General features: G+C 63.9%; 11 protein-coding genes. 3 read left to right on the top strand and 8 right to left on the bottom strand.

What is annotated here, in order from left to right; genetic code table 11:
- Window positions 1–29 precede the first annotated feature (29 nt).
- Both ABID59_RS06025 and ABID59_RS06020 read right to left on the bottom strand, forming a co-directional pair.
- Window positions 30–1,289 carry a CaiB/BaiF CoA transferase family protein gene (locus ABID59_RS06025; protein ID WP_354082759.1) on the bottom strand — a complete coding sequence of 420 codons (1,260 nt, stop codon included), beginning with the start codon at window positions 1,287–1,289 and terminating at the stop codon, window positions 30–32.
- A 12-nt stretch (window positions 1,290–1,301) separates the two neighbouring features.
- Window positions 1,302–2,096 (bottom strand): enoyl-CoA hydratase/isomerase family protein, encoded by a 795-nt coding sequence (locus tag ABID59_RS06020; RefSeq protein ID WP_354082758.1) that lies wholly within the window; start codon window positions 2,094–2,096, stop codon window positions 1,302–1,304.
- 116 nt (window positions 2,097–2,212) lie between these two features.
- On the opposite strand from ABID59_RS06020, the gene ABID59_RS06015 reads away from it, so the two are divergent.
- Both ABID59_RS06015 and ABID59_RS06010 read left to right on the top strand, forming a co-directional pair.
- Complete coding sequence (locus tag ABID59_RS06015; protein WP_148748835.1) at window positions 2,213–2,878, top strand: GntR family transcriptional regulator; 666 nt, start codon at window positions 2,213–2,215, stop codon at window positions 2,876–2,878.
- Window positions 2,879–3,030: 152 nt separating this feature from the next.
- Complete coding sequence (locus tag ABID59_RS06010) at window positions 3,031–5,499, top strand: hypothetical protein (RefSeq protein ID WP_354082757.1); 2,469 nt, start codon at window positions 3,031–3,033, stop codon at window positions 5,497–5,499.
- 6 nt (window positions 5,500–5,505) lie between these two features.
- On the opposite strand, the gene ABID59_RS06005 is transcribed toward ABID59_RS06010, so the two are convergent.
- From ABID59_RS06005 to ABID59_RS05995, 3 genes are all read right to left on the bottom strand, one after another.
- Entirely contained in the window at window positions 5,506–6,459 is a 954-nt protein-coding gene (locus tag ABID59_RS06005) for a phosphatase PAP2 family protein (RefSeq protein ID WP_354082756.1), read from the bottom strand.
- A gap of 77 nt (window positions 6,460–6,536) precedes the next feature.
- Complete coding sequence (locus tag ABID59_RS06000; RefSeq protein ID WP_354033514.1) at window positions 6,537–8,327, bottom strand: adenylate/guanylate cyclase domain-containing protein; 1,791 nt, start codon at window positions 8,325–8,327, stop codon at window positions 6,537–6,539.
- Between the two features lie 294 nt (window positions 8,328–8,621).
- On the bottom strand, window positions 8,622–9,548 hold the full coding sequence (locus ABID59_RS05995) for a LysR family transcriptional regulator (RefSeq protein WP_354082755.1): 927 nt from the start codon (window positions 9,546–9,548) through the stop codon (window positions 8,622–8,624).
- A 97-nt stretch (window positions 9,549–9,645) separates the two neighbouring features.
- On the opposite strand from ABID59_RS05995, the gene ABID59_RS05990 reads away from it, so the two are divergent.
- The gene (locus tag ABID59_RS05990; protein ID WP_354082754.1) at window positions 9,646–10,521 is read left to right on the top strand and encodes an ABC transporter substrate-binding protein; all 876 of its coding nucleotides are present in this window, start codon (window positions 9,646–9,648) and stop codon (window positions 10,519–10,521) included.
- 19 nt (window positions 10,522–10,540) lie between these two features.
- Here the strand turns inward: ABID59_RS05990 and ABID59_RS05985 are convergent, their stop codons facing one another.
- The 3 genes from ABID59_RS05985 to ABID59_RS05975 all read right to left on the bottom strand — a co-directional run bounded on the left by ABID59_RS05985 (window position 10,541) and on the right by ABID59_RS05975 (window position 13,850).
- Complete coding sequence (locus ABID59_RS05985; protein ID WP_354082753.1) at window positions 10,541–11,260, bottom strand: haloacid dehalogenase type II; 720 nt, start codon at window positions 11,258–11,260, stop codon at window positions 10,541–10,543.
- A 129-nt stretch (window positions 11,261–11,389) separates the two neighbouring features.
- Complete coding sequence (gene glpX, locus ABID59_RS05980) at window positions 11,390–12,391, bottom strand: class II fructose-bisphosphatase (protein ID WP_148748828.1); 1,002 nt, start codon at window positions 12,389–12,391, stop codon at window positions 11,390–11,392.
- 142 nt (window positions 12,392–12,533) lie between these two features.
- The gene (locus ABID59_RS05975) at window positions 12,534–13,850 is read right to left on the bottom strand and encodes a homoserine dehydrogenase (RefSeq protein ID WP_148748827.1); all 1,317 of its coding nucleotides are present in this window, start codon (window positions 13,848–13,850) and stop codon (window positions 12,534–12,536) included.
- Between the last annotated feature and the right edge of the window lie 15 nt (window positions 13,851–13,865).

Raw genomic sequence — 13,865 nt, 5'->3', positions numbered from 1 at the left:
TTTGTTTGACCAGTCGTCTCGACGTCCGTTCAGGCGACGCGTTCCCTGCGCTCCCTGGATGCCGAGACGATCGCGCCTTCTTGCTCGAGCGCTTCGATCTGCTTCTCGTCGAACCCGTGCTCGGCCAGCACCTCGCGCGTATGTTCGCCATAGATGGGCGCGCCGGACAGGACCTTGCCCGGGGTTTCCGAGAACTTGACCGGCAGCCCGATCGTCTTGACCGGGCCGAGTGTGGAATGCTCGACCTCGACGACCATCTCGCGCGCCAGCGTCTGCGGATCGCTCAGCGCCTCCAGCATGTCGTGCACGGGGCCGCAGGGCACGCCCTTCTCGTCGAGTGCCGCGAGCCAATGCGCGCGCGTTTGGGTGCGGAAGCGTTCGCTCAAGACAGCCTCGAGCTCCTTCAGATTCGCCATGCGGTCGGCGCCGTTGACGAAGCGCGGATCGGAGGCGAGCTCGCTCGCGCCGAGCGCTTCCAGCATCAGCAGCCAGTGCTTCTTGTTGGCACCGCCGACCACGAGCCAGCCGTCCGAGGCCTCAAACGCCTGGTACGGCGCGTTGAGCGGATGGGCCGAGCCCATCGCGCGCGGCGCCGTGCCGGCGGCGAGCGCGATGGTCGATTGCCAATAGGTCTGCACCAGCGCCGCCTCGTAAAGCGAGGTCTCGACCCACTGCCCCTCGCCGGTCTTGAGGCGGTGCGTGTAGGCGGCGAGGATACCCATGCTCGCGAGCAGGCCGGCGGTGATGTCCGATAGCGGCGGGCCGCATTTCACCGGCGGGCCATCGGGGCGTTCGCCGGTAAAGCTCATGATGCCGCTCATGGCCTGCGCGACCAGGTCGAAGCCGCGACGATCCTTATAGGGACCGGTGCGGCCAAATCCCGACAGCGAGCAATAGATCAGCGCCGGGAATTTTCCGTGCAGCTCTTCATAGCCGAACCCAAGGCGCTCCATCGCACCCGGCGCAAAGTTCTCGACCAGCACGTCGGCGTCCGCGATCAGCCGCCGCAGCACCGCCTTGCCGCCGTCGGTCTTCAGATCCAGCACGATGCCGCGCTTGTTGCGGTTCATCATCAGGAACGAGGCGGCCTCGTCTCCGATCCTGGGCGGGACCGAATGACGGGTGTCATCGCCGTTCGGCCATTTCTCGATCTTGATGACGTCGGCCCCCATGTCGGCGAGCATCAGGGTGCAGGTCGGCCCTGCCATGACATGAGTGAGATCGATGACCTTGAGGCCGGCGAGCGGGCCGGCACGGCGTGAAGTGGATTGCGATCGATCGCTTTGCATCACGGGTGCGTCCTATTGACCGCGCCACTGCGGGGCGCGCTTGTTGAGGAAAGCATCGAGCCCTTCGCGAAAATCCTGGCTCGTGTAGCACATCAGGATGAGGTCTTCGCCCTCGTCCCGCGTCAGCCGCCGTTGCAGGCGGGCCACCGCCTGCTTGGTCGCGTTGAGCGTCAGCGGTGCATGGCTGGCAACAAGGCGCGCGAGCTCGCCGGCACGCTCGTCGAGCGCTGCGAGATCGTCGACGACCTCGCCGAGCAGCCCGACGTGGGCTGCCTCCGCCGCATCGACCAGGCGTGCGGTGAAGATCAAATCCTTGACCCGCGCAGCACCGATCAGCGCGGTGAGACGGCTGACATTGGACATCGACAGGCAATTGCCGAGCGTGCGGGCGATGGGAAAGCCGATCTTCGTGCTTCTCGTCCCGATGCGCAGGTCGCAGGCGGCGGCGATGCCCGCCCCACCGCCGGTGCAGAAGCCGTTGATCGCGGCGATCGTCGGCACCCGGCATTGCTCGAGGGTGGAGAGCACCCGGTCGATCCGGTTCTCGTAGTCGATGGAGTCCTGCGGCGTCTTGAATTCGCGGAACTGGTTGATGTCGGTGCCCGAGGCAAAGGCCTTGTCGCCGGCGCCGCGCAGCACCAGCACCTTGATGGACCGATCGTCGTTGGCCTGCCCGCAAATGGCGGCGAGCCGCTCATACATGGCGAAGGTGAAGGCGTTGCGCGCCTGCGGGCGGTTGAAGGTGATCCGCCCGATGCCGTCGTTGCATTCAAAAACGAGGTCGTCCGCCTCTACGGTCTGGTCCATTTCCGCGATCCCCGCTGTTTTTTGTCTTTTTGAATGCAAAATTTCAGATTTACAAGATATAATTACCTGACTTTCGTCTATGAGATCATTTTTGCATTCAAAAATAGAGATATCCCATGCTGCATGAGGAGGTCGTCGGCCGCATCCGCGACATTCTGCTCGACGGCGAGATTCCGCCGGGCGCGCGGATCCCCGAGCGCGAGCTGTGCGAACGGCTCGAGATTTCACGCACGCCGCTGCGCGAGGCGCTCAAGGTGCTCGCTGCAGAGGGCCTCGTGCAGCTCCTGCCCCATCGGGGCTCGCGCGCGGCAAAACTGACCGACAAGGACATGCGCGACCTCTTCGAGGTCTGCCAAGGCCTCGAAGCGCTGGCCGGCGAGCTCGCCTGCGAGCGCATCAGTGATCACGAGATCGCGGAGATCGCGGCTGCGCATGTAGCGATGGTGCAGCATTATCGTGAGGGCGATCTGATCCAGTACTATCGCGGCAACCGCGCCATCCACGAGGGGATCGTCAATGCGGCCGGCAATCCCGTGCTCACGGGGCTCTATGCGTCAGTGACCGCGCGCATCCGCCGCGCCCGCTACGTCACGCCGATGACGCCGCAGCGCTGGGCGTTTGCGGTCAGCGAGCACGAAGCCATCCTGAACGCGCTCCAGCGCCGCGACGGCGCCGGCCTCTCCCACATCTTGCGCGCCCATCTGCGCCACAAGCGGGAAGAGGTTTTGCAGGCGGGGTTTGCGGAGACGGAGGCGAATGAGCCCACGCTGAAGATCGCGTGAGACTTGTCGCTGGACCGCCCGTGCGCCCGGAATTCCTCTTCCTGGCAGCTCTTGCGCGCCCCTCCACGACAAGCAGGACGCTTGCCTCGCGCAACCACCGGGAGCATGATCAGGCCAGTCGCGCCGGAGATCGAGACCCCTCGAGGTAAACTGTGAATCTTCCGCAGGGACCAGACCTTCTGATCGAACTCGATGCGCACCGGAACGTCCGGGAGCTGCGCCATTTGCAGACACCTGCGAACGGCGAGTCCGGCCAATCCGCCAAGCAGGCCGCCCTCGCCTATCTGCAGGATGCTGGTGTGCATCGCCATCTGTTGCCTATCAGCGATGACGACTGGCAGCACCTGAACGACACCATCAACGACGACGGACCGACGAGAGCCGGTGGTTTCAGATTTCGATGGGTGGCCCCTCGCGAACTGAAACGGAATTCGACCATCGAGACCTCGATCGTCTGGGTCCAGCAGACGGCTCCACTGGCAGCCTCCGATTTTGTCCCCGATGTCCTGGGCGGCAGCATACGGCTGGTGGTCCATCACCGCGGCGCGATCCCACTGATCACCAGCGCGCGATCGACGACGATCGAGAGCGCACAATTGTCGATCGCGCCTGAGTTCGTCGAGCGAACATTTCCTGGCCGGGTCCTGGAACCGGCATGGGCAGACTTCCTACCTCGCGATCTGACCGAGAGCCTTCTGGCTCCCTTGCTTGGCCTTTCCGACGACAAGACCGGCATCGGAGACGCGCTGCTTGTCGCCTATCGCCTGCGCAAGCGCAGTGCCGTCTATGGCGGCGCGCTGGGCATCGCGGTCAGTGCAACTGCATTCCTGTCCGTGGCAGGCGAGGAGATCGCGCATCGGGTTCTGCTCGATCCTTTCGAGAACGAACTCTTGCGCAAGGCGCCAATCGCGTCGGCATGCGCCGGATACGCCTTTCTCAGCGATCCCGACAGCAAGTCCGGAACTTTCGAGCTGCGTCCCGATACCGGAGCCGACTTGCTCGATCCCGAGCGCGATCCGGTCGCGCTGCTCGACCTTGATCACGCCCCGGGCGGCCGCCGCAAGCTCTCCGGTCCGCGCGTTCAAGTGCTGACGCCGGCGGCGCTGGGTGCCGACTACGATCCACCTGTGCAGCGACCGCCTTTCGCGTTCTCGGCGCGGACCAACGCGTTCGCTGCGGTCAGCGCCTATTGTCATTGCGATTCCATGATGCTGCTGGTCGAGCAGTTCGGGTTCACGAACGCCGACTATTTCGCCAAGATCAGGCGGCCTTTGGTCGTCGAGCACAGGGCCAAGATGCTGGCGGGCTCCGGCGCGCGCGACGGCCGCGGCATCAATGCCTATGTGACACCGTTCCGCGCCGATCCGGTCGGGCCGCCCTGGGACGCCCGGATGCTGTTCGGGCTCGCCGATTTCGCCGACACCTGGAGAAATCCGCTCGGACTCGTCGCCGATGTGCGCTTCGTCTGGCACGAATTCTGCCACGTGATGATCCTTGCCGCGACCGGATCGACGGAATTCGATTTCGCCCATAGCGCCGGCGATGCGCTTGCGGCGATCATGGACGATCCTTCCTCCAGGCTGGTCAAGCTCGACGACGATGCATGTCGCGGCGTGACCTTCCCCTTCATTCAACTGCCGCTGCGGCGTCATGATCGCAAGGTCGAGGACGGCTGGGGATGGAACGGAACGCTCTATGAGCGCCCCAATCCCACCTACGGATTGCGCGATCCGGCCGGATACAATGCGGAGCAGATACTCTCGAGCACCCTGTTCCGTCTCTATTGCGCGCTGGGCGGGGATGCTCGCCGCACCAACGCGGCGGGTGTTGTCGAGCCGGACGTCGAACGCCGCCGGGCAGCGGCCTATTATTGCGCGTACCTCATCGTGAGCGCGATCGGCTCGCTCGGCTGTGTCCAGACAGAACCGACCAGCGAAGCAAGCCAATTCGCCACGGCGCTCATGGAGGCCGACGTCGGCACCTCAGAAGTCGACGACGACGGGACGCCCCGGCTCGGTGGAATGGTGCACAAGGTCGTGCGCTGGGCGTTCGAACAGCAGGGCCTGTACCAGATCGCATCGAACAGCCCACGCAACGAACCGGGACGCCCGCCGGCGGTCGATATCTATATCGACGACGGCCGCGCCGGGGGCTACGGCTACAGCAACAGCGGCTGGCATGCTCTGCCGGGGGCGGTGTGGGTCCGCCCCAATCCCGATGCCGACACCGCGGGCACACAGCCGACGCCGGGACAGCCCAACTACGTCTACGTCAGTCTGCGCAATCGAGGCGACGATGCGGCGATAGCGGCATCGGTGGATGTTTTTGCGGCCACCGGCCCTGCCGCCGATACCTGGGAGCCTGCAGCGAACTATTGGCAGAAGCTGCAGTGGAACAACGCGCCACACAACGTCCCAAGCGGGCAATCCTACACGTTCGGCCCGTTCGAGTGGACTCCACAAGTCGGCAGGAATGCGCTGCTGGTCCGCACCACCGTTGCCGGCGACCGCAGCAACATCGACGACGACTCCCCGCTGCGCTGCGCCACCGGCCCGACGCCGGTGGAAGATCTCGTCCGCAGCGACAACAACCTCGGTTATCGCGAATGGCAGCTTCCGTAGGCGTGGCTACGGCGGGGGGAAGTTCGGGAACGGCTCATTCGTAAGTTGCGCGACCGTATTTGGCGTGACCGATGCGGCCCACTCCGCCACCACAGCATCGAATAGATGACCGGTCTCTGGACATCGGGTCCGGTCCTTAATCAGGTCCACGCAAGCACGGGCAATGACTTTGCCGGCGGCGCTGTCGCTCGGATAGTGCACGCCCGCGCGCTCGCGGTTGAATGCGACCCGGCTGGCGAGCCATTCGAGCTGATCCGTCCAATGCGGCAGCACCTCGGCAAGCAGGTACGACATCAGCCAGCTCTGGAGCGAATGGCCGCTCGGGAACGAGGCATGGGCTGGCGGGCCAAACGCCGGCAGGAGACCGGGACATATGAACGAGGGCCGCGGCCGCTTGTACTTCTTCTTATAGTAGACCGCGACGACCTGACCGATGCGAACGGCAAGGTTCATGAGCACCAGCGTGTAATAGTGAGCGCGGTTGTTGACCGCCAGCATGCTCACCCAGTAGCCGGGCGCATTGTCGTGCTGAAAGACGATCTCGCCCATATACCGCTCGCGGTCGATCTGCATGAGCTGCTGGAGGTGATGAAGCTCGGCATTGATGAATGCGGTCGGGTTTGCACTGCCCTGCTGCCAGCCCAGCAAATCGGGGGTATGCCCGGCGAGATTGACCTGTTTCCAGCCGGGGCCGCAGTTCTCCATGAACTCGGTGAGGAAGAGCAAGCAGAGCACGTCGGGATCCCAGGGTCCGATCCTGCCCTGCCAGTCCCCCGATGGCAGTGTCTGCTGCGGGAAGCTTGGCGCGCAGTTCGGGCCGAGGTCGAATTGCAGGGTCAAGGGCCGGAAGCTGAGCTCGGCCGGGGTGGCTCCGAAGCCCATACCCATTCCCATACCCATTCCCATACCCATTCCCATGCCCATACCCATGCCCATACCCATTCCCATGCCCATTCCCATGTCATCCTCCGGAGCTTGTTCAGCGGGAACTTGTTTGTTGACGGCTAGCAGACGTCGCGGCGCAATTCGTCTCGCTGTTAGCGAGGCAGCCCAGCTTCAATCAATCGTTCGGCAAGCAGAGCGAGACGCGCCGGCTGCTTGATCGGGTACCAGCTGCAATATTTTTCGACCGAGAATGAGGGATCAATCCGCATATGCGCGGCGCCCACCTCGCGCGCCCGCTCGAGCGAACCGGCGGCGACAAGGCTTGCCGCAAGAAGTCGCAAATTGGCGACAAACTGAGGAGCCCCCGCCATGACCTTCGTGCCCCAATGCACGGCCTCGTCGAAGGTCTCGTTGGTGTAGTGCGCGTTAGTGAGCGCCGATTGATAGAAGTAGGCATACGGATCGAGCGGCGACAACGATATCCCGTACGATGCGCGCGCCACCGCACGCGGCCCGTCACCGATATAGCAGTAGGTCGACGCACTCAACGACCAGGCGATTGCGGAATTCGGCGTTCCTCCGATCGCACGGTCAAAGGCATCGATGGCGCGGTCATACGCGGCGAAGAGAAAGGAATTGATATGGCCGAAGATGGCCAGCGCCATGGGATCCGACGGCTCGAATTCGAGCGCACGCGATGCAAGCCTGAGAGCTTCGTGGGAGTCGGCCTTGAAGTCGGTCGTATGCCCTTCGCCGATGTGCAGGATGTACCACTTTGCCATCAGCGCGTAGGCCGCCGCATAGTGGGGATCATGGTCGAGCGCTCGCTCGAACAGGGTTCGTGCCACCTGCATGTCGTCATGACCAAGACGATAGAGGCGGTACATGCCCTGCAAGACCAGGTCGTAGGCGTTCATGCTCTGCGGAATCTTGCGCTCGGCATGCTTCAGTTCGGATATGTGGATGTGCGGCAGGAGCGCATATGCGATGTTTGTCGCGATTTTCTCCTGCACGTCGAATAACTGGCTGATCGATGAATCATATTGGTTGGTCCACAGCATGGACTTCGTATCGACATCGATCAGCTGAACCCGCATCCGCAACAACTCGCCGCTGCGGGTGAGCGTCCCCGTGACAAGATATCGCACGCCCAGGTGATGGCAGACGCTGGCAGCGTCGATGGTCGGGTCGGTGAAACCCAGCGTCGACGTGCTGGATACGACGAACAGATCGCGGATTCCCGCCAGTGATGCCACGATATCGTGGACGATACCCTGCGCCAGATAGGCGTCCGCCGCTTCGAGACCGAGCATCTGCAACGGCAGGACCGCCACGGACGGCTTGAGCGCATGAGCCACCGAGATCGTCGGAGGCCGCAGCTCGTGATGCGCGATCTTGAATGCCCGGATGCGCCGCTCGATATTCTTGAGCGTCAGGAAGCCCAGCTCTGCGGCCTGATAGCGCAGATGATCCTTCACCTGATCGTGGATGGCCCCCGAAATCACGATCCCGCCGGGGCCAGCGAATTCCTGAAGTCGGGCCGCAATATTGATGCCGTCCCCGTAGATATCGTCGTGCTCGGCGATGATGTCGCCGACATTGGCGGACATCCGTATCTGCAGCGGGTTGCCCCCGTCCGATGACGATTTCTCCAAATGGAGCTGGGTGCCGAGCGCGAAGCTGATCGCGTCAAGCGGGCTCTTGAATTCCAGGAGCAGCCCATCGCCGGTGCTTTTGATGACCTCGCCGCCGCTCGAAGCGACGCGTGGCTCGATCACGTCCGTGCGCATCGACATCCATCGCCGATGCGTGCCTTCCTCGTCGCCTCCCATCAAGCGGGAATATCCGACGACATCGATGAAGACAGCGGCGGCAGTACGCCTTTTCGGCCGGCTCTGATCCGAGCCGTCGTCCGGGGACCTGTTGTCGACACTGATCATCATGACAGGCACAACAACTGCTGGGCGGCCACAGTCATTGTGGCGCCGAAAGATTGTAGCAGACAGGGGCTGCCGGGCAAATGTAAGGCCTGCACACCGACTGGGCAGAAATTGCGGTCACGCCAATTGACTTGCACAATCAAAGCGTGCGTTTCTATAAATCCTCGTTCAAAAAAGCGAATGGAGGCACTGAGCGCTCTCCAGAACGCGAAGGTGTGCCCATCGAAATATCGAGAGCCGTCGCAGACTGGTACCCCGCGACCTCAGAGGGCACCGCCGGTGGAGCCCTTGATCGCGCTAGGCGCGATTGCCGAACAGATCGAGCGTGATCGACCGCAGCCAGCGGTGAGCGGGATCGCGGTGGTAACGCTCGTGCCAATATTGCGCGATCTCGATCCGCGGTAGCGCCACCGGCGTCTTGAACACGGTCATGCCGAGCGGCTCGGCGACGATCGTGGCCAGATTGGCGGGCAAGGTCGCGACACCATCGGTCTGCGAGGCCACGATCGCGCCCGCGATGAAGCTCGGCACCTGCAACAGGATGTTCGTGCGCGCGATCGCGCGCGTCAGCACGCGCTGCGTCTCGAGGTGGGCCGCATGGCCGGTCTCGGACGCCGTGATCAGGATGTGCTTCTCCTCGAGAAATCCCCGACGCGTGCGCGCCGCCGCCGGCCTTGGATGGCCTCGTCTCACGACGCTTGCGTAGCCGTCCGAGTAGAGCCGCTGGGAGCGAAGATGCCCCGCCGCACGCGGCAAGGCGCCGAGCGCAAGATCAGCCTCACCCGACTCGAGCTTGAGGGCGAAGTGCCGGGAGTCCAGCGGGATTGCGCGCACCTGAACGAGCGGTGCGAGTTCCGAAAGGCGCGCGACCAGAGGCGGCAGGAACCGCACCATGCCGACATCGGTCAACAGCAGGCTGAAGGTCTTCTCGGATTTACGGGGATCGAACGGCAGCCGTTCCTGCCACAACCGGTCGGCCATTTCGAGCAAGGCGCGGACCTGCGCCGCCATCTCGAGCGCGCGCGCCGTCGGCTGCACGCCGCTGCCACGTCGCACGAACAGGGGATCGTCGAAGCGCAGGCGCAATCTCGCCAGGAGCTTGCTGATCGCCGGCTGCGTGGTCTCGAGGCTCACGGCCGCACGCGTGATGCTGCCCTCGCGGATCAGCGCGTCGAGCACGCGCAAACCGCGAAAGTCGATCCCGTAAGATTCCATTTTCGACATATAAAACATTCCCTCGTGGCTATGGATCGAGCTTCGGCCTTTGCTATCCTGCAGTCAATCGAATGGCCGAAACGGCCACGCGGACAGGGAGGACGCCATGACCAAATTCGTGATCGAGTCGCATTTCCGCCTGCAGGAATGGGTGGCCGAGGAGAAGGGCTACTTCCGCGACGAAGGGCTCGACTACGAGTTTCGCGAGCTGATCCGCTCGACCGAGGGCCAGCACCACAACAAGGTCAATGAAGGCGCCTTCCAGAGCATCGAGCAGGGCCGCAAGGCCGACGTCAGCTGCGCCTGCCACTGGACCGTCAACGTCGCCGCCTCGAACGGCCACGCCAAGCTCTACGCCGACGTCTATTCGGTCGCGCCTTCGGGCATTTTCGTCCCGGCGGATTCGAACATCCGCACACCTGCCGATCTCGCCGGCGTGCCGATCTCGGTCGGATTCCAGTCAGGCAGCCATTATTCGACGATCCAGGCACTCGAGCCGTATCTGGCGCCCGGCCAGATCAACCTCACCTTCGAGGACGGCATGCTGTTCCGCCGGATGGAGCTGTTGTTCGAAGGCAAGAGCGAGGCGGCCTCGCTGTTCAACGGCCCCTATTATTTCGCCGAGCAGCTCGGCTATCGCAAGATCATCGACACCACGTTCATGATCGCGTCCATGATCAATGGCGATCCGGCGCCCGAGGACATCAAGCGCTACTTCCGGGCGCTGAAGAAGGCCCAGCGCGACATCGACCTGCGTCCGGAGCTATTCACCCGCTACTACAAGAACGAATTCCCGGACCGATTCCATGCCGCGATGGATACCAGGCGCTGGGGGCCCGGCGAGCGGATCGTGTTCGAACCCTATTCGCGCGAGATCTACGAGCAGTCGTTCGACTGGATCGAGAAGCACGGCATCTTCGAAGCCGGCACGATGGGCGACGGCGCCTACGACAAGGCGACGGTCGCGTTCGGAAGGATTTGAGGGTCGGCGAGGCCGTGCGCTAGCAGCCGAGCTGGTCGGCGACGCCGCCAAAATCCTTGGCGACGATGTCCCAGTTGCCGGTCGCCTCGAAATCGACCTTCTGCAACGGGCCGTACTCGGTCGGCCGCGCGACGAACGCGGTCTTCAGACCGTACTTCTGCGCGGCGGCGAGATCACCATTGTGGGCTGCGACCATCATCACCTGGTCCGGCTTGAGGCACAGCAGCTTTGCTGCGCCGAGATAGGTTTCGGGATCGGGCTTGTAGTGCTCGAACAGCTCGGCCGACATGATGAGGTCCCACGGCAGCTTTGCAAACTTCGCCATGTTGGTCAGCAGCGCGACGTTGCCGTTCGACAGCGGCGAGATCACGAATTTTGTCTTGAGCCGCGTCAGGCCGGCGACGCTGTCGGGCCAGGGGTGCAGGCGATGCCAGCCCTTGGTGAGATGATCGAGATCGGCTTCGGTGAGGCCTTCGATCGCGAACTGCTCGACCAGCTTCTCCAGCGAGCGGCGGTGCAGATCGTCGAGCATGACATAGCCGCGCTCGGGGTGCTTGCGCACGTCGTCCATTGAGGCCGAGTACACGGCGCGCCAGCCGTCGACCAGAGCGGTCCAGTCGGTGCTGATGCCGCGGCCCTTCCCCCACCAGATAAAGTCGGTGATCAGGCTGGTGCGCCAGTCCACGACAGTGCCGAACACGTCGAAGACGAGGGCTTTGACGGCGGAGAGGTCGGACATGTGCGCTTCCCTTGTTCTTATTGTTGTCGTTCCGGGGCGCGCGGAGCGCGCGCGAACCCGGATTCTGGCGCCATCATCTCTGGATTCCGGGCTCGACGCTTTCGCGTCGCCCCGGAATGACGGAGAGCATCAATCCAGGTGGAACTTCGCGAGCTCGCGGTGCTCGGCCTTGATGTAGCGCACGGTGCCGGTGACCGATCGCATCACCACCGTCTCGGTCTCGATCACGCCGTCCTTGCGGAATTTGACGCCCGAGAGCAGCGAGCCCGTGGTGACACCGGTGGCTGCGAACAGGCAGTCGCCGCGCGCCATGTCCTCGATGCCGTAGATCATCTTGGGATCGTTGACGCCCATCTTGGCGGCGCGCTCGCGCTTCTCGTCGGAATCGAGGATCAGGCGGCACTGCATCTGGCCGCCGATGCAACGCAGCGCCACCGCCGCAAGCACGCCTTCCGGCGCGCCGCCGGTGCCGAGATACATGTCGACGCCGGTGTTGTCGGGGTCGGCGCAGTGGATCACGCCGGCGACGTCGCCGTCGGTGATCAGGCGCACGGCAGCGCCCGTCGAGCGCACGCTCTCGATGATGCTGGCATGGCGCGGACGGTCGAGCACCAGAACGGTGATGCCCTCCGGCTTGACGCCCTTGGCCTTGGCGAGACGGCGGACGTTTTCGGCCGGCGTCGCGTCGAGCTCGACGACACCCTTGTCGTAACCGGGGCCGATCGCGAGCTTCTGCATGTAGACGTCGGGAGCGTGCAGCAACGTGCCGCCGTCGGCCATCGCCATGGTGGCGATCGAGCCCGGCATGTTCTTGGCGCAGAGCGTGGTGCCTTCGAGCGGGTCGACCGCGATATCGACTTCCGGCCCGGCGTTCATGCCAACTTTCTCGCCGATGAAGAGCATCGGCGCCTCGTCGCGCTCGCCCTCGCCGATCACGATGGTGCCCTGGATCGGCAGCTTGTTGAGCTCGCGGCGCATGGCGTCGACGGCGGCCTGGTCGGCGGGCTTCTCCTGCCCGTGCCCGCGCAACCGCGCCGACGACACCGCCGCCCGCTCCGTCACGCGCACGATCTCCAGCGTGAGAATGCGCTCGAGCAATGCGTGCGGCGGCACTGAAATATGGGTCGACATCGGCTAACTCCTTCGAAACAGTTTTGGACAGGACTCCCTGCCCGCATCAACTCGCAACGCCCACAGTTCGTTCGAACGAACCGCCTCAATGTTTGAGCATGACCTTCTCGGAAAACCGCTTCACACCTTTCCGGGTCATGCTCTAGTTCTTCTCGATCCGGATCACCTGCGGCCGTCCGCTGATCACCTTGTCGTGCTGCACAGCGGCGAGCGCGCGGCGCACCGCGTCCTCATGCGTGGCGTAGGTGATCAGGATGACGGGCACGGGGACCGCCTTGCCGTCGCTAGGCGCAGCGCCGCCATTGGGATGGCGCTGCACGATCGACTCGATCGAAATCTTCTGTTCTGCAAGCCGGGTCGCGATCGCAGCCGCGGTGCCCGGGAAATCGCGTGCCAAGAGGCGGATGTAATAGCCGCCCTCGTGCCGCTCCATCGGCGCCTTCTTGGTGTCGCGCAGTTGCGCAATGGGACGGCCGAACGGATTGGCTCGGATGCCCCGCGCAACGTCGGCGATATCGGCCACGACGGCGGACGCGGTCGCGGCACCGCCGGCGCCGGGACCGACCAGCGTGATCGGCGGAATGCCCTCGCCATCGATCGTGACCGCATTGGTGACACCCATCACCTGCGCGATCGAAGAGATTTTTGGAACCATGGTCGGATGCACGCGCTGCTCGATGCCCTTGGCCGTGCGAACGGCAACACCGAGCAGCTTGACGCGGTAGCCAAGATCAGCGGCAGCGCGCAGATCTTCCGGCGCGATGGAGGAGATGCCTTCGACATACACCGCGCTTTGAGCAACTTTCGTGCCGAAAGCGAGGCTGGCGAGAATGGCGAGCTTTTGCGCGGTGTCGTGGCCGTCGACATCGAAGGACGGATTGGCTTCGGCATAGCCGAGCCGCTGCGCATCCTTGAGGCACTCGGCAAACGACAGGCCTTCCTGCTCCATCCGCGTCAGGATGTAATTGCAGGTGCCGTTGAGGATGCCGTAGACCCGGTTGATGCCGGTTCCCGCAAGACCTTCGCGTAACGTCTTGATGACGGGGATCGCGGCGCCAACGGCTGCCTCGAAATTCAGCGCACCGCCGTGCTTTTCAGCGGCCTTGGCGAGCTTCAGGCCGTGCTTGGCGAGCAGCGCCTTGTTGGCGGTGACGACCGACTTGCCGGTCGTCAGCGCCGCCTCGACTGCCGACAGCGCGGGATCTCCGGCGCCGCCCATCAGCTCGACGAAGCAATCGATGCCGGGATGCGTGGCAAGCGCCACCGGATCCTTCACCCATTCGACGCCGCGCAGATCGATGCTGCGCTTCTTGGCCTTCGAGCGCGCAGTGACGGCGACGACGCGGATGCCGCGGCCGCTGCGGCCCGCGAGCACGCGGGCCTGGGTTTCAATCAAACGGATAACTTCGGCGCCCACGGTGCCGAGCCCCGCTATGCCCACTTTCAGGGGTGCAACCATGATGCTTTAGTGAAC

This window comes from Bradyrhizobium sp. S3.3.6 (assembly GCF_040546905.1).
In the GTDB taxonomy this organism is placed as follows: Bacteria; Pseudomonadota; Alphaproteobacteria; order Rhizobiales; family Xanthobacteraceae; genus Bradyrhizobium; species Bradyrhizobium cytisi.
The sequence above is the reverse complement of the archived record's forward strand: the minus strand, read 5'-3'. Positions and strand labels throughout refer to the sequence as shown.

Coding starts and splice junctions, on each gene's coding strand:
- ABID59_RS06025 (WP_354082759.1), bottom strand. CDS start 1,289: ATGCAAAGCGATCGATCGCAATCCACTTCACGCCGTGCCGGCCCGCTC.
- ABID59_RS06020 (WP_354082758.1), bottom strand. CDS start 2,096: ATGGACCAGACCGTAGAGGCGGACGACCTCGTTTTTGAATGCAACGAC.
- ABID59_RS06015 (WP_148748835.1), top strand. CDS start 2,213: ATGCTGCATGAGGAGGTCGTCGGCCGCATCCGCGACATTCTGCTCGAC.
- ABID59_RS06005 (WP_354082756.1), bottom strand. CDS start 6,459: ATGGGAATGGGCATGGGAATGGGTATGGGCATGGGTATGGGCATGGGA.
- ABID59_RS06000 (WP_354033514.1), bottom strand. CDS start 8,327: ATGATGATCAGTGTCGACAACAGGTCCCCGGACGACGGCTCGGATCAG.
- ABID59_RS05995 (WP_354082755.1), bottom strand. CDS start 9,548: ATGTCGAAAATGGAATCTTACGGGATCGACTTTCGCGGTTTGCGCGTG.
- ABID59_RS05990 (WP_354082754.1), top strand. CDS start 9,646: ATGACCAAATTCGTGATCGAGTCGCATTTCCGCCTGCAGGAATGGGTG.
- ABID59_RS05985 (WP_354082753.1), bottom strand. CDS start 11,260: ATGTCCGACCTCTCCGCCGTCAAAGCCCTCGTCTTCGACGTGTTCGGC.
- glpX (WP_148748828.1), bottom strand. CDS start 12,391: ATGTCGACCCATATTTCAGTGCCGCCGCACGCATTGCTCGAGCGCATT.
- ABID59_RS05975 (WP_148748827.1), bottom strand. CDS start 13,850: ATGGTTGCACCCCTGAAAGTGGGCATAGCGGGGCTCGGCACCGTGGGC.